This window comes from Exiguobacterium sp. s83 (assembly GCF_018617095.1).
GTDB lineage: Bacteria > Bacillota > Bacilli > Exiguobacteriales > Exiguobacteriaceae > Exiguobacterium > Exiguobacterium profundum.
In genome coordinates, this window is the sequence record NZ_JACSJP010000001.1 from 1,393,016 (window position 1) to 1,415,230 (window position 22,215).

At 50.8% G+C, this 22,215-nt stretch carries 22 protein-coding genes and 1 tRNA gene; 3 read left to right on the top strand and 20 right to left on the bottom strand.

From position 1 onward, the window contains the following. Positions 1-70 precede the first annotated feature (70 nt). The 4 genes from gap to KNO73_RS07190 form a co-directional block, all read right to left on the bottom strand. Positions 71-1,078: a type I glyceraldehyde-3-phosphate dehydrogenase gene (gap, locus tag KNO73_RS07175; RefSeq protein ID WP_012726912.1), complete on the bottom strand. Its 1,008-nt coding sequence runs from the start codon at positions 1,076-1,078 to the stop codon at positions 71-73. A gap of 59 nt (positions 1,079-1,137) precedes the next feature. Next, complete coding sequence (locus KNO73_RS07180) at positions 1,138-2,166, bottom strand: sugar-binding transcriptional regulator (RefSeq protein ID WP_012726913.1); 1,029 nt, start codon at positions 2,164-2,166, stop codon at positions 1,138-1,140. Positions 2,167-2,275: 109 nt separating this feature from the next. Next, a complete protein-coding gene (locus KNO73_RS07185; RefSeq protein WP_047795086.1) occupies positions 2,276-2,533 on the bottom strand; it encodes a glutaredoxin family protein in 258 nt (85 codons plus the stop codon). Positions 2,534-2,538: 5 nt separating this feature from the next. Beyond that, positions 2,539-3,684, bottom strand: a complete 1,146-nt coding sequence (locus KNO73_RS07190) for an RNA polymerase factor sigma-54 (protein ID WP_214683876.1) — start codon at positions 3,682-3,684, stop codon at positions 2,539-2,541. A gap of 119 nt (positions 3,685-3,803) precedes the next feature. Between KNO73_RS07190 and KNO73_RS07195 the strand changes: the two genes are divergently transcribed. Both KNO73_RS07195 and clpP read left to right on the top strand, forming a co-directional pair. Next, positions 3,804-3,876: transfer RNA gene (locus KNO73_RS07195), tRNA-Arg, on the top strand. Positions 3,877-4,027: 151 nt separating this feature from the next. Next, positions 4,028-4,603, top strand: coding sequence for an ATP-dependent Clp endopeptidase proteolytic subunit ClpP (clpP, locus tag KNO73_RS07200; RefSeq protein ID WP_012726916.1), 576 nt, complete (start codon positions 4,028-4,030; stop codon positions 4,601-4,603). 42 nt (positions 4,604-4,645) lie between these two features. On the opposite strand, the gene KNO73_RS07205 is transcribed toward clpP, so the two are convergent. From KNO73_RS07205 to hprK, 13 genes are all read right to left on the bottom strand, one after another. After that, a complete protein-coding gene (locus tag KNO73_RS07205; RefSeq protein ID WP_168169853.1) occupies positions 4,646-5,341 on the bottom strand; it encodes a MerR family transcriptional regulator in 696 nt (231 codons plus the stop codon). 56 nt (positions 5,342-5,397) lie between these two features. Next, positions 5,398-5,841, bottom strand: coding sequence for a hypothetical protein (locus tag KNO73_RS07210; protein ID WP_240499841.1), 444 nt, complete (start codon positions 5,839-5,841; stop codon positions 5,398-5,400). A gap of 89 nt (positions 5,842-5,930) precedes the next feature. Further along, complete coding sequence (locus KNO73_RS07215) at positions 5,931-6,446, bottom strand: DUF2179 domain-containing protein (RefSeq protein ID WP_012726919.1); 516 nt, start codon at positions 6,444-6,446, stop codon at positions 5,931-5,933. Between the two features lie 93 nt (positions 6,447-6,539). After that, positions 6,540-6,776: a hypothetical protein gene (locus KNO73_RS07220; protein ID WP_012726920.1), complete on the bottom strand. Its 237-nt coding sequence runs from the start codon at positions 6,774-6,776 to the stop codon at positions 6,540-6,542. An 86-nt stretch (positions 6,777-6,862) separates the two neighbouring features. After that, a complete protein-coding gene (gene whiA / locus KNO73_RS07225) occupies positions 6,863-7,816 on the bottom strand; it encodes a DNA-binding protein WhiA (RefSeq protein WP_012726921.1) in 954 nt (317 codons plus the stop codon). A gap of 34 nt (positions 7,817-7,850) precedes the next feature. Then, positions 7,851-8,846: a gluconeogenesis factor YvcK family protein gene (locus KNO73_RS07230; RefSeq protein ID WP_078147307.1), complete on the bottom strand. Its 996-nt coding sequence runs from the start codon at positions 8,844-8,846 to the stop codon at positions 7,851-7,853. A 1-nt stretch (position 8,847) separates the two neighbouring features. Then, complete coding sequence (gene rapZ / locus KNO73_RS07235; protein WP_078147308.1) at positions 8,848-9,720, bottom strand: RNase adapter RapZ; 873 nt, start codon at positions 9,718-9,720, stop codon at positions 8,848-8,850. Positions 9,721-9,840: 120 nt separating this feature from the next. After that, positions 9,841-10,794: a thioredoxin-disulfide reductase gene (gene trxB / locus KNO73_RS07240; RefSeq protein WP_078147309.1), complete on the bottom strand. Its 954-nt coding sequence runs from the start codon at positions 10,792-10,794 to the stop codon at positions 9,841-9,843. 68 nt (positions 10,795-10,862) lie between these two features. Beyond that, complete coding sequence (locus KNO73_RS07245) at positions 10,863-12,335, bottom strand: tetratricopeptide repeat protein (RefSeq protein WP_215112245.1); 1,473 nt, start codon at positions 12,333-12,335, stop codon at positions 10,863-10,865. A gap of 293 nt (positions 12,336-12,628) precedes the next feature. After that, positions 12,629-13,111 carry an acyltransferase gene (locus tag KNO73_RS07250; protein ID WP_074036278.1) on the bottom strand — a complete coding sequence of 161 codons (483 nt, stop codon included), beginning with the start codon at positions 13,109-13,111 and terminating at the stop codon, positions 12,629-12,631. After that, positions 13,104-13,754, bottom strand: a complete 651-nt coding sequence (gene ppaX, locus KNO73_RS07255; RefSeq protein ID WP_078147311.1) for a pyrophosphatase PpaX — start codon at positions 13,752-13,754, stop codon at positions 13,104-13,106. The genes KNO73_RS07250 and ppaX overlap by 8 nt, the downstream gene beginning before the upstream one ends. Beyond that, positions 13,754-14,572: a prolipoprotein diacylglyceryl transferase gene (lgt, locus tag KNO73_RS07260; protein WP_078147312.1), complete on the bottom strand. Its 819-nt coding sequence runs from the start codon at positions 14,570-14,572 to the stop codon at positions 13,754-13,756. Before lgt ends, ppaX begins: the two co-directional genes overlap by 1 nt. Positions 14,573-14,574: 2 nt before the next feature. After that, positions 14,575-15,510, bottom strand: a complete 936-nt coding sequence (gene hprK / locus KNO73_RS07265; protein WP_214683874.1) for an HPr(Ser) kinase/phosphatase — start codon at positions 15,508-15,510, stop codon at positions 14,575-14,577. Between the two features lie 148 nt (positions 15,511-15,658). Here hprK and KNO73_RS07270 point away from each other — a divergent pair, with 148 nt between their 5' ends. Next, positions 15,659-16,015 (top strand): hypothetical protein, encoded by a 357-nt coding sequence (locus KNO73_RS07270; RefSeq protein WP_078147314.1) that lies wholly within the window; start codon positions 15,659-15,661, stop codon positions 16,013-16,015. Between the two features lie 36 nt (positions 16,016-16,051). Here KNO73_RS07270 and KNO73_RS07275 read toward each other — a convergent pair whose 3' ends face one another. The 3 genes from KNO73_RS07275 to uvrB all read right to left on the bottom strand — a co-directional run bounded on the left by KNO73_RS07275 (position 16,052) and on the right by uvrB (position 22,131). After that, on the bottom strand, positions 16,052-17,221 hold the full coding sequence (locus KNO73_RS07275) for a DUF4097 family beta strand repeat-containing protein (protein WP_214683873.1): 1,170 nt from the start codon (positions 17,219-17,221) through the stop codon (positions 16,052-16,054). Positions 17,222-17,286: 65 nt separating this feature from the next. Next, positions 17,287-20,160, bottom strand: a complete 2,874-nt coding sequence (uvrA, locus tag KNO73_RS07280) for an excinuclease ABC subunit UvrA (protein ID WP_214683872.1) — start codon at positions 20,158-20,160, stop codon at positions 17,287-17,289. Further along, positions 20,161-22,131: an excinuclease ABC subunit UvrB gene (gene uvrB, locus KNO73_RS07285; protein ID WP_214683870.1), complete on the bottom strand. Its 1,971-nt coding sequence runs from the start codon at positions 22,129-22,131 to the stop codon at positions 20,161-20,163. Positions 22,132-22,215 lie beyond the last annotated feature (84 nt).

A 22,215-nucleotide genomic window follows, 5' to 3' on the forward strand; every position in this document is an offset into this window, starting at 1 on the left:
TCATTTCATAAATAGAGCGGAGAACAATCTCTTGTTTCCGCTCCTATTTGATTCTATTTAGTTCACGAAATTACTTCGCGATGTTAGCGAAGTGCTTAACTGTGCGAACCAATTGTGCAGTGTAAGACATTTCGTTGTCGTACCAAGAAACTGTTTTAACGAGTTGCTTGTCGCCAACTGTCATTACTTTCGTTTGAGTCGCGTCGAAGAGTGAACCGTATGTGATTCCAACGATGTCAGAAGAAACGATTTCGTCTTCTGTGTAACCGAACGACTCGTTCGCTGCTGCTTTCATTGCTGCGTTTACTTCGTCAACAGATACTTGCTTGTCGAGTACAGTTACGAGCTCAGTGAGTGAACCTGTAGCAACTGGTACACGTTGTGCAGCACCGTCAAGTTTTCCTTGAAGTTCAGGGATTACGAGACCGATTGCTTTCGCAGCACCTGTTGTGTTAGGAACGATGTTCGCTGCAGCTGCACGCGCACGACGGAAGTCACCTTTCGGGTGTGGAGCGTCAAGCGTGTTTTGGTCGCCAGTGTAAGCGTGGATTGTCGTCATGAGACCTTCAACGATTCCGAACTGGTCTTGAAGTACTTTAGCCATTGGCGCCAAGCAGTTTGTTGTACAAGAAGCACCTGAGATAACTGTTTCAGTACCATCGAGGATGTCGTGGTTTGTGTTGTAAACAACAGTCTTCATGTCACCTGTAGCAGGAGCCGAGATCACAACTTTCTTCGCGCCAGCTTTCAAGTGAAGCTCAGCTTTTTCTTTTGAAGTGAAGAATCCAGTACATTCGAGAACGATGTCTACACCGAGGTCTCCCCATGGAAGTTCTTCAGGGTTACGGTTAGCAAGCGTGATCACTTTCTCTCCGTTTACGAGGAAGTGATCGTCGTGTACTTCAACTTCTCCGTCGAAACGACCTTGAGTCGTGTCATACTTGAGAAGGTGCGCAAGCATCTTCGTGTCTGTCAAGTCGTTGATTGCAACAACTTCGATTCCTTCGTTTTTGATGATCTCGCGGAATGCTAAACGACCGATACGTCCAAATCCGTTAATACCAACTTTTACTGCCATGTTAATTTCCTCCTTAGGGTAGAAGCTATTTATTGAAGAGCCAACGGGGGGTCAACTCTTTAATAACAAGTTAATAATTCTTTCGCCGCACCTTCGTCTGTGACGAGGATGATGTTCGACGTGTGTTTCGCATAAGCGGCGATCGCCTGTGCCTTCGATTTCCCTCCGGCAACCGCGATGACGGTATCCATGTCATCCAGCTCTTCGAGTTGGATCCCGACCGTCTTGACGCGATGGACGATCTCACCTTCAGCATTGAAATAATATCCGAATGCCTCGGCGACGGCGTCATGCCGTTCAATCATCCGCAAATGCTCCGGTGATGCGTGACGGCGCTTTGCCATCGTTTCTGCCTCACCAATTCCATGTACCACAATTCGCGCCGCTCTAATCATTTCCAGCACATTTTTGATGCTAGGTTCCTCCACCATCCGGTCGAATGTTTCTTGTGATACTTCATCCGGAATATGTAGAAGATGATAGTCTGCGTGGGCCCGGTCCGCCATGCGTGAACAGACGGTGTTCGCCTGAAGTTCAAGCGTTTCGCCGAGACCTCCACGTGCGGGCACGAAATGCATCGGGCGTTCTTTTTTATCGGGCGACATCATCGCCGCGACCGATGCCATCGTCGTTCCTCCCGTTACCGCAATCACATTATCATCCGGTGCGAGCCGCGCTTTTAGTTGCGTGACCGCCGCCCGTCCGATATCGCGTTGAACCCAGAATGTCTCATCCGAGTCACCCGGTACGATGACGACTTGGCGAACCCCTAATTTCTCTTCGAGCTCTCTTGCCACTTCTGAGATTCCGAGAAGTTCTCCCATGATCTCGTGCAAGTCTCGTAAGACGTTTCGTCCCGTCTCACTGAGGGAAATTCCTTGAGTAGCGACGTAAAGAAGACCTTGATCTTTCAAAAAGTCGACTTCTCGTCTAAGTACCCGTTCGGTCAGTCCCAAGCTCGTTGCGAGTGTCCTGCGGCCAATCGGCTGCATCAAGCGGACATAATGTAAGATATCGTAACGATGTCGGAGCGTATCGAGCAGGTCAGGGACAATTTGCTTCTGAACGTGAATCAGTTGCTGGATCATGCTCATACCCCCTCGACTTTCAGTGTGGACAACTTTTGTCCCACTTTTTTATTTGCGTCCCACCGCTACGAGTTCATCTTATCAATCACTTTTCCGTCTGGCAACCCCTTCAAACGTTTTTTTTCGATGTAAGCGTATACTTAACAAAATCTTCAACTTTGTTGTCATCATATCGCCCTTGACTGATGACCACACCTTCATGTATGAGAACGGGGATTTCAAAGAGGTACTTTGCCTCGAGCACCTCATCCCCGGTGATGTCGACCTGTTCGAGTTCGATCGGGTAATCTTCCTGTAACCATTCGAGCATGACGACCGCCTCGTCACATAGTGAGCAATTGTCACGTTTATATAATGTTAATTTCATTTTCGTCATCCCTTCCATACCTGTCGCTCGCGCTCGCGCGAATTACCGAATCCAAGCTCTTCCCGATAGTTCGTCACCGTCCGCCGGGTCACTTGATAACCGTATCGAATCAATTCATTCGCAAGCGCCTGATCACTTTGTGGTGCCTTCTCTCGTTGAATCAGTTCTGCGAGTGTCCGTTTAATCATAAATGGTGAATGCCCGCGACTTGTAGACCGAACAAAAAAGTGTCGCCATTCCATGATGCCACTCTCGGTCTTGGCGAACTTCCCTTGGATGGCTCGTCCGACCGTCGATTCATGTTTTCCGATGAGCTGCGCGACCGTACGTCGGGTCAACGGATTAAGGACAAGTTCCCCTTTGAGCCACTCGGTCTGACGTGCTTCAATGATTGACCAAATCTCACGCAGCGTTTCGTTCCGCATCGAAAGGGACGTCATCCACCATTTCGCCTCACGGTCATTTCCGACACGCGACTCGTCGAGTTCCGGACTGAGCCACGTCGTGACGAGTGTCCCCTCTTCATAGCGTACCTCGACTTCCGGAAACACGTGACCCGTTTCTTCATATAATAGAGGACGTTTCGGAAGTGTCGCGACGATTCGTTCCAGTCTTGCCAATTCCTCCTCTGAAATAGCAAGAGCAGTCGTCATCTGTTGAGGACTCACCCCACTCTCAATCGCTTCGAATACATCGACGATGCGAGGGTCCTCATGTTCGATCGCATGTCGATATTGACACTCCCGTTCTGTTCTCGCCCCGATCCCCGTCGGTTCAAGAAATAAAAGCGCCTGCCTCGCCTGTTCGATTCGAGTGACGTCGACACCGAGTCGTGTCGCCAACACCTCATTCGCATCCGGCAATAATCCCCGATGGTCGAGCAAGAGGACGAGTTGTCGTCGCAACACTTTCTCATCCTCACTGCCGCTACCCTCATGAATCTGTGTGAACAGCTTCTCCTCAAACGAGCTCGCCGCATCTGCAATCCAATCGACGTCCCCGCTCCCGATGTGAATGTTCGGGTTATGCCGTGCAAGACGCGCCAACCGGAATACGAGCGCGAGACGATCCGCTTCAAGGACCGGTAACCGCTGCACGAGGTCTTGCGTCATCTGTTGTTGCTGAATTTGTTTTTGCTCCTGCCGTTGCATCGTTCTCCCCCCCTCTTTTCTATTGTAGCGAACCCGCTTCCGTCGCGCTCAAAAAAGCTATGCGAACAGGATTGCTTTTTTAATAAAACAAATGTATAATAAATTCGTGTCACAGATATGCACCCGTAGCTCAGGGGATAGAGCACTGGTTTCCGGTGCCAGGTGTCGGGAGTTCGAATCTCTCCGGGTGTATCAGATGTAGAGGTCAGGCAGATTGCCTGGCCTCTTTTTCGTTTCACAACGAGAAAATCGTGGAATAGGTGAAAAACGATGACTATCGTTTGACCATCATTGACTATACAGGTATGATGAAATTACAACCTACATAAAGGAGGCAGATTCAATGTTAATTCCAACAGTTATCGAACAGACAGGCCGTGGGGAGCGCGCGTACGACATCTACTCACGCTTGCTCAAAGACCGTATCATCCTTCTCGGAAGTGCGATTGACGACAACGTCGCGAACTCCATCGTCGCACAGCTCCTCTTCCTCGCAGCTGAGGACCCAGAAAAGGACATCTCACTCTACATCAACAGCCCAGGTGGTTCGATCACAGCGGGTATGGCGATTTATGACACGATGAACTTCATCAAGCCGAACGTGTCGACGATTTGTATCGGAATGGCCGCATCGATGGGTGCCTTCTTGCTCCAAGCCGGTGAAAAAGGAAAACGCTTCGCATTACCGAACGCAGAAATCATGATTCACCAACCGCTCGGCGGCACACAAGGCCAAGCGTCAGACATCAAGATTCACGCAGAACGCATCATCAAGATGCGCGAGAAGTTGAACCAAATCATGGCAGAAAACACTGGACAGCCTCTTGAAGTCATCGAGCGCGATACAGAGCGTGACTACTTCATGGCAGCTGACCAAGCGAAAGACTACGGTCTCATCGACAAAGTCATGACACGTTAATCACACAAAAGACGTTTCCCGTTTGAGCGGGAAACGTCTTTTTCATTCAATCGGCATCCAAATCTCAATGATGTCGTCCGCTCCCCCTTGCCCGTGAATATAGCGCTCGAAGTCGACCGCGTCTCGTAGCGTCACGTCTGGAACGTTTACTAGCTGCTCATACGTCGACGGAATCATCGGGATGCCTCCCTCCACCGTCGCGACGATATAGTTCCCTTCCGTCAGTTCGACACGACGCGCATCTTCTCCCGACACCGGGTTCGTCATGCCCGCGACATAACCGTTCTCCTGCGGGAGACAGACTCCGTACGACTCGTCCGTCGTCAGTTCCGGTTGAAGCTTGGCCCACATATGCGGAATCTCCTCTAACGTACCACCATATCCATAGACGGAAATGGCTTCATTCAATGTCTCATATCTAATCTTCATGTCGTTCCCTCCTGCTTGCATCAATCGAATCTGCCTCTCGATTCGATGAAGTCGTTCGATTTCTACTTGAACTTCATCCAATCGTGTTTCTAACAATGTATCAACCGGTAGACCCGATTGAATTTGTTCGAGACGAAGTCCGATTTGACGTAATCGTTTGATTTCGCTCAACCGTCGAATCTCTTCCATCCCGTACATTCGATACTGATTCTCGGTCCGCGTCGGGCGGACCAATCCGCGCGCTTCATAAAATTTGATCGCCTTGACCGACAATCCGGTCACATGCGCGACTCTTCCGATTGGTATCACCGTTTCCCCACCTCCTACTTTCACTGTACAGCCATCCCTTAGAGGCAGGTCAACCATTAGTTTTCAGGAACCCGGACACCGAAGACGTATCGGCTATCTCCTTGCGACCACTCTCCGCCGACTTCATAGAGATAGATGCCCGGCTTGTCCGGAACGACGAGTTCAGAAGGAACGAGTTCCCCATCCTCGATTCGATTGAAACTCGACGTCATCGGTTCTGCATGATAGACGACATCGATTCGGTCGCCCGGTTTGACGGTGATCAGTTGAAGGTCGTCCGCTTCTGGTAGTCCGTAATCGGCGCACGTCGCTTGATTGCCGGATTCCCAACAGTACGTCGATTGTTCCACTTCCGCAGACACCGAGCCGACACGAACCGTCGGGAGCGGCGGTTTGACACCGTCCTCTCCATCTCCAAATAAGGTCATGGCGAAATAAACGATACCCGCCCCTACAAGTATAAATAGTAAGATCATCCACACACTCCGATTTCGTTTCACGGTCTCATCCCCTTTCTTCACTAGTTCCCTGTCACGAGATAAAATCCCTACTCCAACAAAAAAAGACCCACGTTCGTGAGTCTTGTGCGTCATTTCGGGCGACGCAGTCCTTTCATCATATAACCGCCTTTGAAGTCGATCGGGTCAAATGCGACGAGGAACGCTTTCGGTTCATGTTTCTCGACGAGTTCACGCAATTCTTTCATCCGGGTGCGGGCCGCCAATACGTCAAGACGGTAACGGACCCCGTCACGTCCTTGCCCTTGATAATGCGTGACCCCATATCCGTTGTCACGCATCTGTTGGATGAGCTCCGCCGGATATTCTTTCGTATGGACTTGGATCATGTTGTAACCGATGGCGAGTTTCCGTTCGACGAAACCGCCAAGTAAGATCCCGAGCCCGAAACCGACCGCATACACGATCATCCCGACCGTCGTCAGATCCTGGAACACGATGCCGAGCGCGAAGATATAGATGAGCGTCTCTAGCGTTCCGAATAGACCGGCGATGACGGTCTTCCCTTTCACGAGCATGATCGTCCGGAGCGTCAACACCGGAACGTAGATTAGTTGTAGCAGTAGGATGAGTAAGATTTGACCCATTTGATCGACCTCCGTTCCAATTCATTATCACCACTATTCCAAATTTCTTAGAGAGATGCAACTAAAAAAGGCTGACCGCAGTCAACCTTTTACTTAGTTATCTAGATTCTTTACGCTCGTGAGCAACTCGTAGTCTTTACGAATGACTTCGTAGATTGCGTTCTTGTCCCCGTTCAACAACTCTTCTGCACGAAGCTGGTTCAAGAAGAGGCTTGTGGCAAACGTGACGAGTGCACTTTTCGGAATCCCGATTTCTTTGGCACGCTCTGTGATGACCTGGTCGAGCTTAGCGTCGATCGTGAGCGATAATCTTTTCTTTTCATTCGACATAATGATGAAGCTCCTTTAATTCGCTATTCATAAAACCTATACACAATTGCTTATTATATAGGAAGAATGGTTTTGGTGCAACCGCATCACGAGGATGCGATTTCGTCCCCGCTACGTACGCGCTCGGCAATCTGGTCAATTTTACGAAGTCTATGGTTGATTCCTGACTTCGAAATCGGACCGGACTCGAGCATTTCCCCGAGTTCCTGTAACGAAACGTCCTGGTGTGTGACACGCAGTTCAGCAATCTCCCGCAATTTTTTCGGTAAGACGTCGAGCCCGACCGTCCGCTCCAAGAACTTGATGTTCTCGACTTGACGCAATGCTGCACCGACCGTCTTGTTCAAGTTGGCCGTCTCACAGTTGACGAGACGGTTGACGGAGTTCCGCATATCTTTGATGATTCGTGCGTCTTCAAACTCCAACATACCTCGGGTCGCCCCGATCAGCTTGAGGAAATCTGAAATTTTCTCGCTCTCTTTCATGTACAAGATATGCCCTTTTTTCCGTTCGAGCGTCTTCGCGTTCAACTCGAATCGGTTCGCCAAATCACGTAGCGCCTGGTTATGGTTTTCGTACAAGCTATAGATTTCGAGGTGGTACGACGACGTTTTCGGATGGTTGATCGACCCGCCGGCGAGGAACGCACCACGTAAGTAAGCGCGTGCTAAGTTCTCGTCCCCCGTCATATCCGAGTTCAGTGTCCGGATCATCTCGTAATTCTCTCCGAGGATCTCAAGGTCCCGAAGCATCGTCTCCGCATGCTGTGACACGCGGACGATGTAGACGTTGTTCTTTTTCAAACGCATTTTCTTCCGTACGAACAAGTCTAACGGATGGTCGTAAAGACGTTTCATCAACGAGTAAATTCGACGGGCGATCGAGGCGTTCTCCGTCGAGACATCTAAGGTCATGCCTCGTCCTAGGGCGAGCGAGATGACCCCGTTCATCCGAACGAGTGCCGACAGTTCCGCCTTCGCTTCCGCGTCAGTCACTTCAAGTTGTGTCAATTCTTTCTTCACATCTGATGCAAAGCTCATCGAGTCCCCCTCCTTTCTGTCTTTCCAACAATCTTTATTTCAGTTCCAATTCTTGAAACGAACGTGGCTTCTTGATTCGGAGCACCCGCTGCATGACGAGTCCGGCGATGGCGTCGGAATCATGACGGATATACTCCCGGTTATAATCGACGATGTCCCCAGCGAGAACGTTCGTCCCATAGTTTCGGAGTTTCTTCCGATCGAAGCGGACCTCTTCCGACCCGTCCTCACGATAACGCTCCAAATACTCTTCTTCAATCGGCTCGTTGTTGACGACAATCGTGTCGATCGATGCCTTCCCAAGGTACGACTCGATGACTTTTAAATGTTTCATCGCGTCATAGCCTTTCGTCTCACCTGGTTGCGTCATGACGTTACAAATATAGACGACCGGGACTTTCGAGCGGATGATGGCTTCCCGCACCGCCGAGATGAGAAGGTTTGGAATGATACTTGTATACAGGCTTCCTGGACCGAGCACGATGACGTCCGCCGATTCAATCGCCTCGACGACGCCCGGGGCCGGTTCAATGCCTTCCTCGAGTAAAAACATACGCTTGATCGGTTGCTCATGTAGCGGAATCTTGGACTCCCCTTTGACGATGGTGCCGTCCTCGAACTCGGCGGCGAGGGTCATGAGCGTCTCTGTCACTGGCAACACTTTCCCTTGTGCGTTCAAGAGTTGCGACATGACATCGATCGCTTTGACGAACGAACCCTCACAGATGTGAGTCGCTGCCGTGAGCATCAAATTTCCAAGGGAATGCCCTTCTAATCCATATCCCGTATCGAAACGGTATTGCAAAATCTTATCCATTAACGGCTCAACTTCCGACAACGCCAAAATGACGTTACGGATGTCGCCAGGAGGCAACATATGAAACTCGTCACGAAGACGTCCCGAGCTTCCGCCGTCGTCCCCGACGGTGACGATTGCCGTGATGTCGAGCGGATAATGTTTCAACCCACGAACGAGAGTGGACAACCCTGTCCCTCCGCCGATGGCGACTACTTTCCGGTCTCGTCTCATGTCACTTCTCCTTCGTCGCGTGAACGAGGTCGCGGTGGACCGTCTTCACGTTATAGCGATCAGCAAAGTGCTCCGACACTTTCTCAGCGAAGGTGATCGACCGGTGTTTCCCGCCGGTACAGCCGAACGCCACGACGATTTGCGTCTTCCCTTCCCGTTTATACTGCGGAAGGAGGAACTCGAGCATGTCGATCAACTTCTTATAGAACGCTCGCGCTTCCGGGTGCGACATGACGTACTCTTGTACTTCTGTCGTCTGACCCGTGAGCGGACGGAGCTCAGGGATATAGAATGGGTTCGTGATGAAACGGACGTCGAACAATAAGTCGATATCGAGCGGCACTCCGTGTTTGAAACCGAACGACATGAAGTTGACTGTGAACGGGATCCGTTCTTCGTTGAACTGTTGGAGGATGCGGTCCTTCAACATCTGTGGCTTCAAGTCGCTCGTATCATACAACGTGTGGGCCCGGTCACGGAATCCTTCTAACAGTTCGCGCTCCATCTTGATGCCGACGAGTGGCGCATCTTCCGGTGCGAGCGGATGGGACCGTCGCGTCTCCTTATAACGGCGAACGAGCACGTCGTCCCGCGTCTCTAAATACAACAGGTGCGGATGCACGTTCTTCTTTTCCAAATCGTCGATGACGATGAACAAGCTATCGATAAAGTCTCGTGTCCGTGTATCGATGGCGACCGCGATTTTCGGTCGGACCGAGCTGATGACATCAATCAATTGTGGTAAGAGTACCGGTGGCAAATTGTCGACGCAGAAATAGCCGAGGTCCTCGAAACTATTCATGGCGACCGACTTCCCAGCCCCGCTCATCCCACTGATGATGATCAATTCTTCTAATCCTTTAAAGTCTTCCATCTCGCTGACGCCCCCTTAAAATTGACAACCGAGCCGTGTGTGTAGCTCTCTTCATCTAGTATAACGAACGTCCGAAAAAAAGAGAAGGACCGCGGTCCCCCGCAGTCCTACCTTCTTGAATCATGCGTTTTGTTCTTGCAACGATTCGAGGAGTCCCTCGATGAAGTGTTGAGCATTCTGAGCGGCAATCGATCCGTCGTTCGTCGCTGTGACGACTTGACGAAGCGTTTTCTCGCGAACGTCGCCGGCAGCGAAAATCCCTGGGATGTTCGTTTCCATCGCCTCGTTCGTGACGATGTATCCTTGCTCGTTCGTGATGCCGAGGTCTTGGACGAACCCGGTGATCGGGTTCATGCCGATATAGATGAAGACGCCGTCGATCTCGTGGTCTGTCTCAGTCCCGTCAATTGTGCTGACAAGACGAGCCCCACCGACTTTCCCGTCTTTCTCTGTGATTTCTTTCAACGTGTGGTTCCAAATGAAATCGATCTTCTCATTGTCGAACGCACGTTTTTGAAGAATCTTCTGAGCGCGAAGCTCATCGCGACGGTGAACGATCGTCACCTTGTTCGCAAAGCGTGTCAAGAAGACACCTTCTTCAACAGCCGAGTCGCCACCGCCGATGACGAACAAATCTTTCCCTTTGAAGAACGCTCCGTCACATACCGCACAATACGATACGCCACGGCCACCGAGTTCTTCTTCTCCCGGTACGCCGATTTTCTTATACTGAGCACCAGAGGCGAGGATGATTGCACGTGCTTTATAGTCACGGTTGTGCGCATGGACGATTTTATATTGTGTTTCATCCGAGATGCTTTGCACGTCCCCATATGCATACTCCGCACCGAACGCTTTCGAATGGTCGAACATTTTTTGAGACAAGTCAGGACCAAGGATGCTGTCATAGCCCGGATAGTTCTCAATGTCTTCCGTGTTTGCCATCTGACCACCTGGAATCCCGCGTTCAATCATAAGTGTTGAAAGGTTCGCTCGTGAAGCATATAGCGCAGCGGTCATTCCGGCAGGACCGGCACCGATGATAATGACGTCATAAATTTTTTCTTCTGTCATGTTGATTCCACCTCTGCAAGAAATTGATTGCCTTTAGTATAAGAAACCTGTAAGGGTATCGTCTATCTTTATGCTTGTTCGAGTGTCCGTTTGAACGAACGGACCGTCTCTGTCAACGTGTCGACCGAGAGATGGAAGGCGTTCGCACAATTTTCGAGAATCAATGCGTCCCGTTTCGTATAAAACATCCAGACGAGCGCAACGGCCGATGCCGTTACGTCCATGAATGATTCATCAGACAACAGAAGCGTCGCGAAACGTTCATAGAAGTCGCCCTCTAGGCTCATCCGTTCCGCTTCTGATACATGTGCTTCAGCCAAGACGAGCGCATCAAACGCACGCTTGATCCGGACGTCTCCTTTGAACGGTTGCTGACAAAGGTCGGCACGACACATCTCTGCGAACGCACGGACCGTCCCGTTTTCCGTCACCGCATTCGTGAGCGCAAGCGCTTCGAACGCTTCGTCATCTTTTAAGTTGGCGATGATTCGGATAATCTCGATTCGAGCCAAGTCGCTCTCTTGACGCAATCCTTGGACGAGCGCCGAACGAAATTCGAGGTTTTCTCGAATGTCGAAGCTTTGTTTCTCTTCAAACTGTTTCATCTCTTCATTGTTCAAGTAGGTGGCTGCCTCTTCAAGTCGTCCTGTCTTATAGGCAGACACGCTGAGCCAATGCCCAAACAGTGGGTCCCCACGGAATCCGCGGTCTTTCAATAGACGCAGTTCTTCATATGCACGGTCGTAATGTCCGACAAGCGCGAGTGTCGTCGCCAATTTATAACGTAAGTCAAATTGGAGTGGACGGACACGTGTAAGCGGTGTCGACAACTGAAGGGCCACTTCCGATTGACCCGCTTCATGGAGCAAGAGAATCGTGTTCAAGATTGCATGCAAGTTGCCAGGATTTTGGTCGAGCACGTATTCGAGCGTCCGGAATGCCGCTTGGTCATCACCAAGGTAAAAATTGACGACCGACAGATTGTTGTATGCTGGCCAAAACGATGGATATTGACCGATGAGACGCTCGAGTGTCGCCTTTGCCGCAAACAATCGTCCTTTATCGATTTGACGCTGCGCTTCCGTATGCCACGTGATCAATTCGTCTTCTTCCTCGTCCTCGAGCTCTTGTTCGAGTTCGATCAGTTCAAGAAGGGATTGCACAGCTTCCGTGAAGTGACCTTTTGTGTCACGGGCGAGATATTCGGATGCATAGTGCGCCGCTTCCTCATATTGAGAGACATAGGCACAGTTGCTTGCTAAGTGATACAGTGCCTCTGTTGCGGTCTCATCGAGCTCTAATACTCGTTTCCACACGTCATTGGCGTGGTAGACCTCCCCTACTTCAAATAACAGTTCTGCGTACTGTTTATGATAGTCGACGCGATGCGTGGCTGCCGCTGTCGCTTCAGCCATGAAAAAAGTCGCTTCATCCAGGCGACCTTCACGTAACGCACGACGACCTCTATAGTAGTGGAGCTCCGCAGCGAGCGGAGATTCTGGTTCGGGTAGCGTCATTACTGCTTCATAGTTCGCTTCCATATTCTAAATCCTCCACATCATCTCTAAATCTTTTTTAGTTGCAGGGATAAGAATACCGCACTCGAACAACGAGGGCAACTGAAAAAGTTAAAAAAAATTGCGACTATATTCCCTCTATAATGAATATTTTTTACTAGGTTCAAAAATTGTTTTTGAACGAAAATATGATGGCTTCATTTCTGTACATTTATCCATGAAAAAGCGGCATCTCTTTAAAAAAAAGTGATACCGCTCAAGTATTATTGATTCTGTACGAACAAAATGCTCATGAAAACATTTTGCGAAAAATTGTGTCAAATATGTGTCAACGATTGAAGCTTTGAACCGATGACCCGCTCTCCTGGTAAGACGTCACGGTGCACCACCGCGCCCGCGCCGATGACGGCACCGTCCCCGATGGTTACCCCTGGCAGGATGGTAACGTTCGCACCGATTAATACGCCATCACCGATGATGACGTCCCCGATCCGATACTCGTCTACGAGATACTCATGACAGAGAATCGTCGAATTGAATCCGATGACCGTATTGCGACCAATCGTGATACGTTCCGGGAACATGACGTCCGGTGTGACCATGAGAGCAAGGGCACTATATTCTCCGATATTCATCCCGAGGAACGTCTGGTAAAGCCAACGCTTTGCCTTCACCGACGGAAAGTAACGACCGACCAGAACGACCGTCGTGTTTTTGAAGACACGCAGAAAGCGAATCGTCTGATACATTTGCCAAAGCGGATTCGGTCCCTCGATGTGATATCGTGTCGTCTTACGCATGAATACTGACCTCGTCTAGCCACGCCTCGAAATGTTCCATCGAGTCGATGATGACGTCCGGTTCGAGCGATTCGAGGAATGGACGCCCTTTGAGGGCCCAGCCTACAGCGACCGTCTTCGTTCCGGCATTTTTCCCGCTGAAGATATCCGTGTCGTTGTCTCCGACCATGACGGCGCGTTCTGGTGACGAACCGAGCGCCTTGAGCGCACGTTCGACCGGTTCGGCGTGAGGTTTTTCGTTCTCGACGTCATCCGCCGTCACGACGACATCAAACAAGTGGTCGATGTTGAACAATCGAAGCCCGCGCTCGACGACCGGACGACCTTTCGACGTGACGACGCCCATCTTGTATCCTTTCTCATGGAGGCGGTATAGCCCTTTGATGACCCCTGGATACTCCGCGACGAGTTGGTCATGCATGGCGATGTTGAAGCTCCGATAGAAGGCTTGCATCTCTTTCCATTCCGGCTCGTTGAGTTCACGGAACGACTTTTCGAGCGTTGGTCCGATGAATCGATAAATGTCTTCATCCCGATACGTTTGCTCTGGGAAGTAGTAGTCGAACGTATGGCGGAAACTCGCGATAATGAGCGGGTTCGTATCGAGTAATGTACCGTCTAAATCAAATAAGAGCGTATCCATTAATCAAACAATCCTTTCTCTGATGGGTCGTTGTACCGTTTCGCGTTGCGGCGAAGGATCATCATGACGATACCGAATAAGATCAAGGCGATCGACACCATTTGGGCCGCACGCAAATCTCCTGACATGAGACTGTCCGTACGAAGTCCCTCGATATTGTAGCGACCGATTGAGTACCAGATGAGGTACGACAAGAAGATATAACCACGTCGTGGATTGCCAATCATGCGCCACGCGACGAGAAGGATGACCCCGATGATATTCCATACACTTTCATATAAGAAGGTCGGGATATAATAAGTCCCATCAATGTACATCTGATTGACGATCCAGTCTGGTAGCATGAGCGTATCTTGCAAGAAACTACGCGTCGTCTCGCCACCATGTGCCTCTTGGTTCATAAAGTTTCCCCAACGCCCAATGGCTTGTCCAAGAAGAAGCGATGGCGCCAAGATGTCCGTCACTTTCCAGAACGACATCGACTTTCGCATACAATAGACGATGACGACAAGGAGAGCACCGAAGATGGCTCCATGAATGGCAATCCCACCTTGACGAATGTCGATGATTTGTCCGAGGTTCTCTGAATAATAATCCCATTGGAACGTCACGTAATAAATGCGCGCGAAGACGATGCTGATCGGAATCGACCAGATGACGACATCCACGAGTCGTTCTGAATCATAATTGATACGTTTTGCTTCGTATAAGGCGAGGACGAGACCAAGCATCGCCCCAAAGGCGATAATCATGCCGTACCAATAGATTGGCAAAGAGCCAATCTCAAACGCCACACGATCAAATGTCGGTTCTACCATGCTCACAAGTCTCCTTCAGTATCCTGAATCGCGTTCGCGAGACGTTCTGCGAACTCTTCAGCCGTATTGATTCCCATATTTTGCAGACGATAGTTCATCGCTGCGACCTCGATGATGACTGCCAAGTTTCGACCAGGTCGAACGGGGATGGTCAAGAGAGGAACTTCACTGTCGATGATTTTCATCGTATTGTGGTCGAGTCCGACACGGTCGTATACTTTGCCCGCGTCCCAGTTCTCCAAGTTGACGATGAGACTGATCTTTTTATGCGACCGAACCGCACCCGCACCGAACAACGTCATGACGTCGATGATGCCAATCCCACGAATCTCGAGCAGGTGACGAATGAGCTTCGGTGCTGATCCGACGAGGAGATGGTCCCCCGTTTGACGAATCTCGACTGAATCATCGGCGACGAGGCGGTGCCCCCGTTTGACGAGTTCAAGTGCCGTCTCAGATTTCCCGACACCACTCTGGCCCTTGATGAGGACACCGACACCGTAAATGTCAACGAGCACGCCGTGCATCGCTGTCATCGGTGCGAGTTCCATCTCTAGGAAGTTCGTGATTTGTGATTCGATTGAGGTCGTCACCGCATTCGTCCGCATGAGCGGGACGTTTGCCGCTTCCGCTTCTTCTTCGATTTCTTTTGGAATATCAAAGCCACGCGTGATTAAAATTCCTGGCGTCTGTTTCGTACACAAGATTTTAGCGCGCTCACGACGCTTCTCTTCCGAGAGGCTCGCGTAGAATGTCAACTCCGTCTTCCCAAGCACTTGCAGGCGGTTTTTGGCATAGTGCGTATAATAGCCGGCAAGGACGAGACCCGGTCGACTCAGGTCGGGTGTGGCGACCGGACGATGAAGTCCTTCCTCTCCCGCAATGATTTGAAGTTTAAAACGCTCAACAACTTGAGCGGTACGTACGATATTTTGCATGAGTATCTGCCCCTTTCACGCTCATTATTGTATCATAGCTCTTTCTAAGACGGGCTAGGGAAGTGATGAAGAACGTGTCAAAAAATTGTTGAAACCATCCTATTACGCCGTTCGTATGTAGGGTATAGGCTTACTAGGAGGTGGAATAATGGGAGGTTTATTCGGAATTGTCATCTTATTTGCGCTAGTGATTGGAATTGGGTCACTCGTTTACATCATCAAATCATTGATCGATATGTGGAAAGAATATGCCGCAACGAAAAACGAGACGATCTTGCTCTTGTTCATCTTGAACATCATCGGATTCTTCTTGTCCGGAGCGCTCATCTCCATGATTGTCGCCATCATCTTCTATTGGAATCGCTCGAAGTCGATGCGCCTTCTTGGAATCATTCTCTTGATTGCCGGACCGGTCCTCTTCATCGTGTTCGCTATCAGCGCCTTCACTTTGTTTGATACGCAGATGATGGATTGGCAACAGATGGAGTACGAAATGAATCTATAATCAAAAAATCCCGAAGGCTCAGCCTTCGGGATTTGCTTATTGTTGATGGAACGGATTGTTCAAATCGCCCGGGTCGACGGGATCGACCGGGTCAGCCGGTTCTACTTTATCCTCATCAAGGAATGTGGATGGCGTATAGACCGAACCGTGCTCCAAATCGATCGTACCGGTACGCGTCCCCGCCTCGACTTCGATGCGAGGGGTTTGACCACGACCCGACAAGAATTCCAGACGACGCTGTGCGACGTCCTTACGGTCACGGATGATTTCGAGCTCATCGAGCAAGCAGTGCAGACCACCGAAGTTCGTCTCGAGCTCCCCTTCGACCTCGACGCCATGTGGTAACACGAGTCGAATGTTTCCGGCGAGTGACGCGAGTTCAAACTTCGCAGGACGAGCTGTCGCCAGTTCCGCGCGGATGTTTCCGTTCCCGGTCTTGAGGGAGGCTTTATCGTACTTCCCACCGACGATGACGGCACCGTTTCCGGTCCGAACGTGAACGAGTTCCGCTTCGACACCTTCGACCTCGACCGTCCCATTCCCAGTGTTCAGTAATAGTTCGGATGCATGCACGTCATGGAGCACGACACGCCCGTTTGCGGTTTGCACACGAACGTTCTCGACATCGAGACCATCGGCCCGGACTTCACCGTTCAACGTTTGAACAAGAAGATGGTTGAAATGGTGGTGCGGGACGTACAGTTCCACGTGGGCCCGGACGAGTTTATCACGGAGCGAAACGACGAGACGATCCCCGATGACAGAGTGCTTAACCGCAGACTGTAACTGTTCGAGCGCCTTATCCGCGTCTTGTTGGCGGAGCGGACGACCCGTGACAATCAGTTCACAATCTTCGGCATCAGACGAAACAATTGTCGCCGACGCGTTGAACAGGTCGAGCGAGATATCGCTACCTGTGAACGGGAACGACTTCGAATACGTCACTTCCGGACCAAAGTTCGAGCTGAATGAAAAGTCGCTGTCGCGAAGTTTCGTCACGAGCCCTTCCACTGCCGATGTCAGTTTCGTTGTGAGCGATTCAACCGAATAGGCATCGACCTTTTCTGTATCCTGTCGCTCTTCAAGCGTTTGAACCTGTTCCGGTTCAAGTCGCTCGAGACGTTCGAGTTGCGTCATCGCCTCCTCGATCGTCATCTTGCCTTCCTTCACTTGCTGGAGAATCAGTTCACGCATTTCTTGTTTCACGTTCGTTTTCCCCCTTCAATTTGGTTGCACGTCAATTACCTTCCCGTTTCTCACCATTTCTATACTTATTTCTTTTTTCCTGCTTTCGGTTTCACTCGGGCTGCATCTCGTTCGAGAACCGGCTTCAAATACTTACCGGTATACGAGCCTGACACTTCCGCGACTTCTTCTGGTGTCCCCGTTGCGACGATGAGTCCGCCACCATCTCCACCCTCTGGTCCGAGGTCAATCAAATAATCGGCCGACTTGATGACATCGAGGTTATGCTCGATGACAAGCACCGTGTCCCCGTTCTCGACAAGACGTTGCAACACTTTCAACAAGCGCGCGATGTCGTCGACGTGAAGACCGGTCGTCGGTTCGTCCAGAATATAAATCGTTTTCCCGGTCGACCGTTTATGAAGTTCCGAAGCGAGTTTGACACGCTGGGCTTCCCCACCCGAAAGTTCCGTCGCTGGCTGACCGAGTTTCATATAGCCAAGACCGACGTCATAAATCGTTTGAATCTTCCGCTTGATTTTCGGAATCTTGTCAAAGAATTCGAGTCCTTCCTCAATCGTCATATCAAGGACGTCTGCGATCGTCTTCCCTTTGTACTTCACTTCGAGCGTTTCACGATTATAGCGTTTCCCGTGACAGACCTCACACGGAACGTAGACGTCAGGAAGGAAGTGCATCTCGATTTTGATGATCCCATCCCCACGACATGCTTCACAGCGCCCGCCTTTAACGTTGAAACTGAAACGTCCCTTCTTGTAGCCGCGCATCTTCGCTTCATTCGTCGAGGCGAAGACGTCACGAATATCATCAAAGACACCCGTATACGTGGCCGGGTTCGAACGAGGGGTCCGTCCGATCGGGGATTGGTCGATATCGATGACCTTATCGATATGCTCAAGTCCTTCAATCTTCTTGTGCTTGCCTGGCTTCGCTTTGGCCCGGTTCATATTGTGCGCGAGCGATTTATAGAGAATCTCATTGATGAGGGTCGATTTACCCGATCCCGAGACCCCTGTTACGGCAACGAACATCCCGAGTGGAATGGAAACGTCGACGTCTTTTAGGTTGTTCTCTTCTGCTTTGACGATCTTTAAGAAACGTTCGTCTGGCATCTTCCGTTCAGCCGGAAGTGGGATGAACTTCTTCCCAGCAAGATATTGACCGGTGAGCGAGTTTTTATTTTTCATCAGTTGTTTCGGCGTCCCGGCCGCAATGACCTGTCCGCCATGTTCTCCTGCGCCTGGTCCGATATCGATCAAGTAGTCGGCTTCCATCATCGTGTCCTCGTCATGCTCGACGACGATGAGCGTGTTGCCGATGTCCCGCATCTGTTTGAGGGTCGAAATCAACCGATCGTTATCACGTTGATGAAGACCGATGGATGGTTCGTCAAGGACATACAAAACACCCGTGAGACGAGACCCAATTTGTGTCGCGAGACGAATCCGCTGCGCCTCCCCACCCGAGAGTGTTCCAGCGGCACGAGAGAGCGTCAAGTAGTCGAGACCGACGTTATTCAAAAAACTGAGTCGTTCCCGAATCTCTTGGATGATGAGACGGGCGATGGCGATCTCTTTCTCGCTCAACTGCTCGTTGAGTCCTTCAAAGAACGCGAGTGCGTTCACGACCGATTTCTCCGTCACTTGCCCGACGTGCTGACCCGTGATCTTGACGGCGAGCGACTCTTCTTTCAAGCGATAGCCGTGACATGTCGGACACGCATGTGTCGCCATGTACATTTCCATCTGCTCACGGATATAGTCGGATGTTGTCTCCCGGTAACGGCGCTCGATGTTACGGAGCACCCCTTCAAAGAAAATGGTATTCGTCCGCACTTGACCGAAGTCGTTCTCGTAGCGGAAGAGGAACGATTCCTCCGAAGATCCGTTCAAGACGAGGTCCTGATCACGTTTTGATAGGCGCTCGAACGGCACGTCCATGTCGATGTTGAAATGCTGGCACATCGCAGCCAAAAGTTGTGGATAGTACTGGGAACTTGTCGGTTGCCATGCGGCAATCGCCCCCTCCTTCAACGTCTTCGACGGGTCCGGGATGACGAGTTCTGGGTCGACGTCTAGTTTCGTCCCAAGACCATCACACGTCGGACATGCACCGAATGGCGAGTTGAATGAGAACATCCGAGGTTCGAGTTCGCCGATGGAGAACCCGCAGATCGGACAGGCGTGATGCTCACTGAAGAGAAGCTCGGTGCCATCCATCTTATCGATAATGACACGGCCGTCCGCAAGACGTAATGCCGTCTCGAGTGAGTCGGCGAGGCGCCCTTCGACGTCAGGTCGGACCACGAGGCGGTCGACGACGACTTCAATCGAATGCTTCTTGTTTTTATCGAGCTCGATCTCATCCGTCAATTCAATTGTTTCACCATTGACACGGACACGAACAAATCCTTCTTTTTTCAAGGAGTCGAATACTTTCACGTGCGTCCCTTTTCGACCCGATACGATTGGCGCAAGAATTTGGAGTCGCGTCCGTTCCGGCAATTCCATCACCTGGTCGACCATCTGTGAGATCGTTTGACTCGAGATCTCGATGCCGTGGTTCGGACAGACCGGCTTCCCGATTCGTGCGAACAATAGACGAAGGTAATCATAAATCTCGGTCACCGTCCCGACCGTCGACCGTGGGTTACGACTCGTCGTCTTCTGGTCAATCGAGATGGCCGGACTGAGCCCTTCAATCGTATCGACGTCTGGCTTATCCATCTGTCCGAGGAACTGTCGGGCATATGCGGATAAGCTCTCGACGTAACGACGCTGTCCTTCCGCATAGATCGTATCGAACGCAAGTGACGATTTCCCGGAGCCGGACAAGCCCGTCAAGACGACGAGCTGGTCACGTGGGATATCGATGTCAATATTTTTTAAGTTGTTGACGCGTGCCCCTTTGATGACAATCGCATTTTTCTTTTCAGCCATTTAATTCCCTACCTTCAACTCCAAGATTAAGTCACGCAATTCGGCCGCACGTTCGAACTGGAGGTCGCGCGCCGCTTGCTTCATTTCTTCTTCCAACTTGGCAATCGCCGCCTCGCGTTCGGCCGGCTTCATCGTACTGAGCGATTCGAGTGCTTCCTCTTCCGCCTCGACCGTCGCCCGAATGACCCCTCGGACGTCCTTTCGAATCGTCTGCGGGATGATGCCATGTTCTTCATTATAAGCCTGTTGAATCGACCGACGACGATCCGTCTCTTCGATGGCCCGCGCCATCGAGTCGGTCACCTTGTCCGCGAACAGGATGACGTGTCCGTTCGCATTACGCGCCGCTCGACCAATCGTCTGGATGAGCGAGCGATCCGAACGAAGGAACCCTTCCTTGTCCGCATCGAGGATCGTCACGAGACTGACCTCTGGAATATCGAGACCCTCCCGCAACAAGTTGATCCCGACGAGCACGTCATACTTCCCGAGCCGAAGGTCACGAATGATTTCGATTCGCTCGAGCGTCTTGATCTCAGAGTGCATATAGTTGACCTTGATTCCCGCTTCGCGTAAGTAATCGGATAGGTCCTCTGCCATCTTCTTCGTGAGCGTCGTCACGAGCACGCGCTCGTCGCGCTTGATGCGTTCGCGAATCTGATCCATCAAGTAGTCAATCTGACCTTTGATCGGATGAATCTCGATTGTCGGATCAAGTAACCCGGTCGGACGGATGATCTGCTCAATCATGTTCGGCGTATGTTCGAGTTCGTACGGACCTGGTGTCGCCGAGATGAAAATTGCTTGTGAGACTTTCTTCTCGAACTCATCGAACTTGAGCGGACGGTTATCCTTCGCCGAAGGGAGACGGAAGCCGTGATCGACGAGCACTTGTTTCCGTGCCTGATCCCCGTTGTACATCCCGCGTACTTGCGGGAGCGTCACGTGCGACTCATCGGCGACGAGTAAGAAGTCTTCTGGGAAGTAATCGAGTAGCGTATACGGAGTCGAGCCTTCTGGCATCAAGTTCAAGTGGCGCGAATAGTTCTCGATTCCTGAACAATACCCCATCTCACGCATCATTTCCAAATCGTAATGCGTTCGTTGCTCGAGTCGTTGCGCTTCTAGGAGCTTCCCTTCTTCGCGGAACTTCTCAAGTTGTTCCTCAAGTTCCGCTTCGATGTTGACGATTGCCTTTTGCAATTTTTCGTCGCGTGTGACGAAGTGGGATGCCGGGAAGATGGCGACGTGATCACGGTCTGCGATGATTTCACCCGTCAACGGATCCATCTCACGGATACGGTCGATCTCGTCTCCGAAGAACTCGATGCGCATGCAGTGTTCGTCACGCGATGCTGGGAAGATCTCGACGACGTCCCCGCGGACACGGAAACGTCCACGCTGAAAATCGATATCGTTTCGTTCATATTGAATGTCGATGAGTTTACGTAACATCTCGTCACGTCCCATCTCTTTCCCGACGCGAAGGCTCAAGACGAGGCTCCGATATTCTTCCGGGTTACCGAGACCATAAATACAGGAGACAGATGCGACGATGATGACGTCATCGCGCTCAAAGAGAGCCGACGTCGCCGAGTGACGCAGCTTATCGATTTCATCATTGATTGAAGCATCCTTCTCAATGAACGTATCCGTCGACGGCACGTACGCTTCCGGTTGATAGTAGTCATAGTAACTGACGAAGTACTCGACCGCGTTGTTCGGGAAGAACTCTTTGAACTCCGAGTAGAGCTGACCGGCGAGCGTCTTGTTATGGGCGAGGACGAGTGTCGGCTTCTTTACTTCTTGAATGACGTTCGAAACGGTAAACGTTTTACCCGTACCCGTTGCACCGAGGAGCGTCTGATACCGGTCACCTCGATTTACACCTTCGACAAGCTGTCGAATCGCTTCAGGCTGGTCGCCTCCTGGTTGAAATTCAGATTGTAATGCAAACGGAATCGATTCCATAAGATACTCCTCACCTTCTCATTTCATAAGTGTCTTGATTATACCATAGACACGAACAAATATTCGCTTATTAGTTTGTAGGTT